We start from the raw sequence: 6,822 nt of genomic DNA on the forward strand, positions 1-6,822 counted from the left end.
ATGAAAGAGAACTAAAAATCGTTCAGTTTGAACCAGTCTATAAAGTACAAATGGAGTGGTACTTGAATTGGTTAGATAAAAATGAACGAAAACCAGATGAAGAAAAACCTCTAGGGATTATCTTATGTGCCGATAAGGATCAAGAAGATATAGAATACCTGGAGCTTGAGGGGTCTGATATTCACGTTGCGCAATATTTAACACAGCTACCCCCTAAGAAAATTCTTGAGGAGAAGTTGAGAAAAGCTATCTCTATAGCTCGTGAAAAATATGAACGGCTCCAAGAAAAGTCAAGAAAATGATTAGTAACACAAAAGGCAAGTCAGCGGGGCAATTGAATAGCAAAATTGTTAGAATGAGATGGCGGTGTAGTGTGGTTTGAGGCTAAAGTTTAAAGTCTTTTTGCTTGTACCTTAACCACACCTCTGCGCCTATTCTTTGTTATTTAAGTGTTTAAGAACAGCTTTTGCTAATTCTTTACCAATCCTAGCTACACTTTGAATTTCAGCCAGGGAAGCTTTGCTTATGTTTTCCACTGAACCAAAATGAGACATCAACGCATTTTTTCTTTTGTTACCAATGCCAGTTATTTTACTTAACGGTGAAACGAAAAGCTGTTTATCGCGCTTTTTTCTATGTGAAGCGACTGCAAAACGATGAGCCTCATTGCGCAGCAATTGTAAATAAAGCATGACTTTGCTGTCATTTGCTAGAGTAAACTCTTCCCTGCCCGGCATGTAAAATCTCTCATTTCCTGTGTTGCGATAGGGGCCCTTTGCCATGCAAGCAAAAGGAACATTTATATTCAATATTTCTAATACATTCTGTACTATAGAAACATGCCCAGGCCCGCCATCAATCAATAGAAAATCAGGAATTATGTCCTTTATCTTGCCAGAGAAACGTCTGGTTAGCACTTCTCTCATCATTTTATAGTCATCACCTGAAATTTCTTCTTTTATAGTAAATTTTCTGTATTCACTTTTTAAAAAACCTTCCTGCCCTGCAACAATCATCACGCCAACTTGTTGATTTCCAGATATATGGCTATTATCATAAACCTCGATACGTTTTGGAACATTTGGTAACGAGAAAACTTTGCTAAGCTCTTCAAGTTTTTCTAGATTGTTTTTATAATCAGTAAGCTTCTGCTCCAAGCTATGCTGAGAATTATCATAAACGAATTTCAACAAACTATGTTCTTTTTTATTTTTTGCACACAAAACTTTTATTGGTTTTTGAGTAACGTTACGTAGTGCCTGCTCAATGATTTCCTTACCTGTAACAAAACCAGAAACATAAATTTGTGCTGGAGGTATGTTAGCTGAATTATACAAATTGACCAGAAAGGTGGATAAAATTTCATCGTCTGGATGATCATTGCAGTTCTCGAAAAAGTAAGGAGTACTTCCGTAGTTCTTTTTATTTCTGAACGATAACACACCAATGCATGCTAGATCCTCTTCACGTGCAATGCTGAAAAAGTCTGCATCTTTTTCAAAAGAAAAATCCGTTCGCTGCATTTGAATTTGCTCAAGAAATTTTATCCGATCTCTATATACAGCAGCAAGCTCATAATTTTCCTCACTGCTGCACTTTATCATTGTGGAAAGTAATTGTTCTTTTACTTCCTTATTTCTTCCAAGCAATGTATCTCGCGCTTGTTTTACTGATTGACAGTAGTCACCTTTCGTGATTTTATTTACGCACGGTGCTGAGCAGCGCTTAACTTGATACTCAAGACATGGTCTTTTTGTTGAGGAGAAATATCGATCTGAACATACTCTCAAAAGGAAAGCTTTTTGCAATGACAATATAGTCTGCTTAACAGCATCGGCAGATGGAAAGGGACCATAGTAGTGAAACTCGTCCTTTTTAAATTTGCCTCTGTATCGTGCTATTCTTGGGTAATCGTGTTTGGAAATTGTTATGTAAGGATAAGATTTTCCATCCTTGAGCACAATATTATAAGGTGGCTTCAGTGATTTTATTAACTGCGCTTCAAGAAGCAGTGCATCCACTTCATTTTCAGTTAGAAAGGTCTTAACCTCAACAATTTGTGAGAGCATAACCTTGATTCGTTCAGAAAGGTTTTCATATCGAAGGTAGCTAGATAACCTCGATTTTAAGTTTTTTGCTTTCCCAACGTATAAAACTTTATCCTTATCTCCTATCATCTTATACACACCACAAGACTGTGGAGATAACTCGATTTGTTTTTTTATCGCCTGAACATTTATCATTGTTTAACTTGTATGAGGCTAAAACGTGCTACTAAATGAAAAATGGAAACAACACTCGCAAGCAAAGACAATCTATTTCTCCTTAGCTTATCAGAGTCGCAGTCGATCTTTACACTGTCCATAAATTGGTTGATAAATGGAGCAAAACCAGTAAGTTCATCAAGTGCTGTATTGAAGTAACCATTTTTTATTGCTTGTTTAATGCTTTTACAAACAGCTACAGCACAATTTGATAGCGCTATTTCTTCACTATCAATCAAAAACTTCTTATTATAAGATGCACCGTAAGTAGCGTTGTCATTTTTTTCTGCTCTGCTGACTATGTTACTGACCCTTTTATAGGTGCTCAGAACCTGTTCACCTTCAGGCGTACTAAGATAATGGTCTAATACAACAGTTTGCTTTTCTGCTGTTAGCAGATCATTAATATCAGTTTTATATAATATTGAACTTACAACATCTTGCCTTATACCCCTGTTCCTTAAAATAACCTTGAATCTCTCCAGGAAGAATTTAAGCACTAGTTCTGAAATTTTTTCCTTACCCGGCTTATTAGATTGATCAAATGATGTTACATCCTCAGTAAATGTAAGTTTTGGATATAAAGATACCGACTGATCTATCAATAGCTTAACCGGAATATGCAAGTTATTCTCAAGTATTGTTCTAATTACACCAATTGTCATTCTTCGCAAACCAAACTGATCATATGAACCTGAGATCTTTTCACCTGCTGCAATCAAACCAACCAAACTATCTACTTTGTCAGCAATGGCTACAGCAATTGCAGCAGGAGACTTAGGACATTCTTGCTCCGATCCGATTGGCTTATAATGCTCAGTTACAGCTTCCACTATTTCTTCATCCTCTCGAAAGTAAGAAGCATAATATCCACCTATTGTTCCTTGCAACTCTGGAAACTCTTTTACTATCGATGTTGCGAGATCTGCCTTTGCTAAATATGCAGCACGTTCAACTTTAATTAGCGAAGCACGCGGAATATATATGGCTATATATTTCGATAGAGCTATAATGCGCTTTACTTTTTCTCCAACGCTACCGAGATAAGCATGAAACAATATCGAATCTAATTTCTTGACATAATAATCCAGATTTTCCTTTTTATCCTGAGATATCAAAAACTGGGCATCAGCAAGACGTGCTTCCAATATTCTTTCATGTCCCTTGACAACTTCATCATTGTTAACGTTGACAACAGTGACAAAGTGCGAAATTCTTTGCCCATTACTTAAAGCAAGGTATTTTTGCTGCGTATTAATTATGCTAAGAACTACTTCCTTAGGTAGTCCAGATGACTTTTCTTGATCTACTTTGCCAAACAACACAATCGGCCATTCTATAAGCCCCGTTAATTCATTCAGTAAATGATCATTTGCTTCGAGTTGTAAACTCTGCTCTTTTGTAAATTTATCAATCTGATCCAGTATGAATTGTTTTCTTTTATCCGGCTGGAGAATGACACTGTTTTTTTCCAGCAATGCAAAGTAGTCTTTAGGTGTTTCAGCAGTGAGTGCTGTACCACTTGAGAGAAACCTATGACCGTACGTTACATTGCGCGCTGTGACTCCCGCACAAGACACAGGTATTATCTCATTATTCAAAATGCATAGAATGTTTTGAATTGGCCTAACCCATCTTTCTTTTCCTTCACTCCACCTCATGCTTTTTGGCCAAGAAAAATTTTTCAACATCTCCTCTAGTAGATTTTTGAGAAACTCTTGGACATTAAATGAGCAAATATCCTTTTTGATGAAGTAAAAGTCTCCATTACCTACCTTGCGAACGAATAAATCTGTCTCACTTTTTCCATTTTTCCTTAAAAAACCTTCAACGGCACTTTTTGGTGCGTTAACATTTGGTCCTTTAACTTCGTTATTAGAACCCTTGAGTCCCGAAATGCTTATACTATCAACAAAAAGAGTGATGCGGCGTGCCGTTATAAAAACCTCTATAGATGCAAATTTTACATTATTTTTATTGAAAGCATTAGCAACATAACTCTTAACTTGAGCTGCAGCTGAGTTTTGCATTCTCGGTGGTATTTCTTCTGAAAGGCATTCAAATAGCAATTGTGACGACATATGTTACTTACTCATATATAACTCACAACATTTTTTTGTCAGCTCTCTAACTCTACCAATATACACTGTACGCTCATTCACACCAAGCACACCTCTTGCATCAAGCAGATTAAGTAGGTGGCTAGTTTTAACGCATTGGTCATAAGCTGCTACTGGTAATTCTTTTCCAATAAGAAATTTACATAGTTTTTCTGTATCCTCAAACTGCTGCTGTACCACTTTAGTATCATAATAATCAAGTGCCAGGTGAGAAAATTCATATTCTCTTTGCTTAAAAATGTCTCCATAAGTCACGCCGCTGTCGTTCCAAATTATATCGTAAACATTATCTACACCCTGTATGCACATTGCCAAACGTTCTAGCCCATACGCCACCTCACCAGGAATTATTTTGCAGTCAATACCTCCTACTTGCTGTATATAAGTAAGTTGTGTTACTTCCATCCCGTTGCATGTAACTTCCCATCCAAGCCCTGATGCACCAACACTTGGGTTTTCCCAATCATCTTCAATAAATTTAATATCATACTTCTCCGTGGATATGCCAAGAACCTTTAAGCTACTTAAGTAAACATCCTGCAAATTATTACCAGAAGGTTTGATTATAACTTGGTATTGATGGTGTTGATATAAGCGATTAGGGTTATCACCATAGCGTCCATCTGCTGGCCTAATTACAGGTTGTAGATACGCAATCTTTGTTGGTTTTGCGTCAATTGCTGACATGATTGTTGCAGAATGCAACGTTCCAGCTCCAACTTCAGATGTGTAAGGATGGAGTATGGTACATCCTTCACCAGCCCAAAAATCTTGCAATCCCTTTATTATGCTTTGTAGATTCACGTAAACTGCACACTTTTTATACTGAATATATAAGCAAATAGGTACTATTCAATACTTATTTTTTTTATAGTGTTATGCAAGTAGTCACTCAAGACTACCGAATTTTCTTTCACATATTGAATTATGCTCTTGTTTAGGACAATTGCATTATGCATAGTTAAATCGCAGAGTATAAATGCAGTCAAATACAGCAAAATTACTGCATAAAACGTATGGAAAATCCCCTCAAATGTAATTGATATTGCATTGTTATAACTGAGCTGTATTGAACTTATTGGCCAAGGTTTTATCGCTTCCACAATATTAAAAAATGTATAAGGTATAATAAAGAAAAAGAACAAGTGCATGAAATCATTAAACCAAAACGAACATTGAAGTATCTGCTTACATATGCTTCCATAGAGTTTACTTACAGCATGATAAATTGACATTATTGCTGGCATTGAGAGCGCAACAGTCAGCACTTGCCCTGATGCTATTTGTATTACTATATTCTCACCACTGTTTGCTGAAGGGTCTTGAATATGAAAAATGGATATTCCAACTAATTGTAGTACTAACATAACTATTGCCAACTTCACAAAAATAGCAGCCACAACTACGCCCGAATTTGGCATTTTGTATAGTATAAAATCTCCTCCATATACGAGAACTAATATGACATCGGTAACAAATAATATCAAAAAAGAAGACCAATAGTTCTGCCAACTTGGTAAGTACCCTATTCCTAAAAAAGAGCTCACTATTTTAGCAGGAAAAACTTTACCCAATATCTTCTCCAGAGCTGTCCAAAAAATCTCCATGTCTCAAGTAATATTTAGCTAATAGAGTTATACTTTATTGTAACAGATTTATCAATAGTTCAAAACAGATAAAGCAAACATATATCCTCCATAAAATCTTTCCATTGAGAAGAATGCTACTTTAGCTAAAACATGTTTTTAAGTTTTTGCCAAAACCCTGGTTTATTATCATTAACCTTTGTGAATGCTATATTTAAACTGTATTGCGGATCACTTGGCGCATCATGTCTAATGTTAAGTGTTGAGGTTTTATTATCATAAGCAAAAACATCATCATATAATAACTCCGTTGTGTGGCATTTTATGTGCTCTTGTTTATCATACACTAGATCATCCGATTGCTCTTCCAGTTCTACAAATTCAGCTTTTTTCTGACAGTCTTTTATTTTTATTAAATCCTTATCCAGTGATATTGAAACAGGCAGCATATTTCCAGCATATTCTTTAGCTAAAAGTTCACTTTGAGGGTACATTTTTATCTCCCTACCATAATGCGAGTCCATAAAATTGTCAGCGTAGAACTTATCTCCGACATGTATGCATTCGTCAGTTGCATAAGGTACACCGTTGTAACTGCATTGAACTTTATAGTCTCCTGCCCCGTTATTGTGAAAAAAATCATGAATGGTAGTGTAACTACCAGCAGCATCGTTTATGTAATCCATCGCCTAATCCCTAAAACCTTTAACTTATTATAGTATACGCAGTTACATCAATCAACTAGAAAATTTCTTTCCACTACTTTTCAGCAAGTATCTAGGGAGCGTATTGATAAGCATACGCGTCAAGCTAAGGAAAGAAGATGTGAAAGAGAACAGAATAATAAGGTAT

The 6,822-nt window shown here is 36.0% G+C and carries 6 protein-coding genes; 1 reads left to right on the top strand and 5 read right to left on the bottom strand.

What is annotated here, in order from left to right:
• The coding region (locus DM84_RS03865) for a PDDEXK nuclease domain-containing protein (protein WP_250778427.1) at nucleotides 1-302 on the top strand (302 nt) is incomplete at its 5' end.
• A gap of 129 nt (nucleotides 303-431) precedes the next feature.
• Here the strand turns inward: DM84_RS03865 and uvrC are convergent.
• From uvrC to DM84_RS03890, 5 genes are all read right to left on the bottom strand, one after another.
• Nucleotides 432-2,243, bottom strand: a complete 1,812-nt coding sequence (gene uvrC / locus DM84_RS03870; RefSeq protein WP_250778429.1) for an excinuclease ABC subunit UvrC — start codon at nucleotides 2,241-2,243, stop codon at nucleotides 432-434.
• Nucleotides 2,240-4,345 (bottom strand): glycine--tRNA ligase subunit beta, encoded by a 2,106-nt coding sequence (gene glyS / locus DM84_RS03875; RefSeq protein WP_250778431.1) that lies wholly within the window; start codon nucleotides 4,343-4,345, stop codon nucleotides 2,240-2,242. Before glyS ends, uvrC begins: the two co-directional genes overlap by 4 nt.
• A gap of 3 nt (nucleotides 4,346-4,348) precedes the next feature.
• Nucleotides 4,349-5,188 carry a glycine--tRNA ligase subunit alpha gene (locus tag DM84_RS03880; protein WP_250778433.1) on the bottom strand — a complete coding sequence of 280 codons (840 nt, stop codon included), beginning with the start codon at nucleotides 5,186-5,188 and terminating at the stop codon, nucleotides 4,349-4,351.
• 44 nt (nucleotides 5,189-5,232) lie between these two features.
• A complete protein-coding gene (locus DM84_RS03885) occupies nucleotides 5,233-5,991 on the bottom strand; it encodes a phosphatidylglycerophosphatase (protein ID WP_250778435.1) in 759 nt (252 codons plus the stop codon).
• A 125-nt stretch (nucleotides 5,992-6,116) separates the two neighbouring features.
• Nucleotides 6,117-6,656 (bottom strand): hypothetical protein, encoded by a 540-nt coding sequence (locus DM84_RS03890; RefSeq protein WP_250778437.1) that lies wholly within the window; start codon nucleotides 6,654-6,656, stop codon nucleotides 6,117-6,119.
• Nucleotides 6,657-6,822 lie beyond the last annotated feature (166 nt).

This window comes from Wolbachia pipientis, assembly GCF_023661085.1.
In the GTDB taxonomy this organism is placed as follows: Bacteria; Pseudomonadota; Alphaproteobacteria; order Rickettsiales; family Anaplasmataceae; genus Wolbachia.

What these genes read in the sequence shown, in the direction of transcription:
- glyS (WP_250778431.1), bottom strand. Translation starts at nt 4,345, where the DNA reads ATGTCGTCACAATTGCTATTTGAATGCCTTTCAGAAGAAATACCACCG.
- DM84_RS03890 (WP_250778437.1), bottom strand. Translation starts at nt 6,656, where the DNA reads ATGGATTACATAAACGATGCTGCTGGTAGTTACACTACCATTCATGAT.
- uvrC (WP_250778429.1), bottom strand. Translation starts at nt 2,243, where the DNA reads ATGATAAATGTTCAGGCGATAAAAAAACAAATCGAGTTATCTCCACAG.
- DM84_RS03885 (WP_250778435.1), bottom strand. Translation starts at nt 5,991, where the DNA reads ATGGAGATTTTTTGGACAGCTCTGGAGAAGATATTGGGTAAAGTTTTT.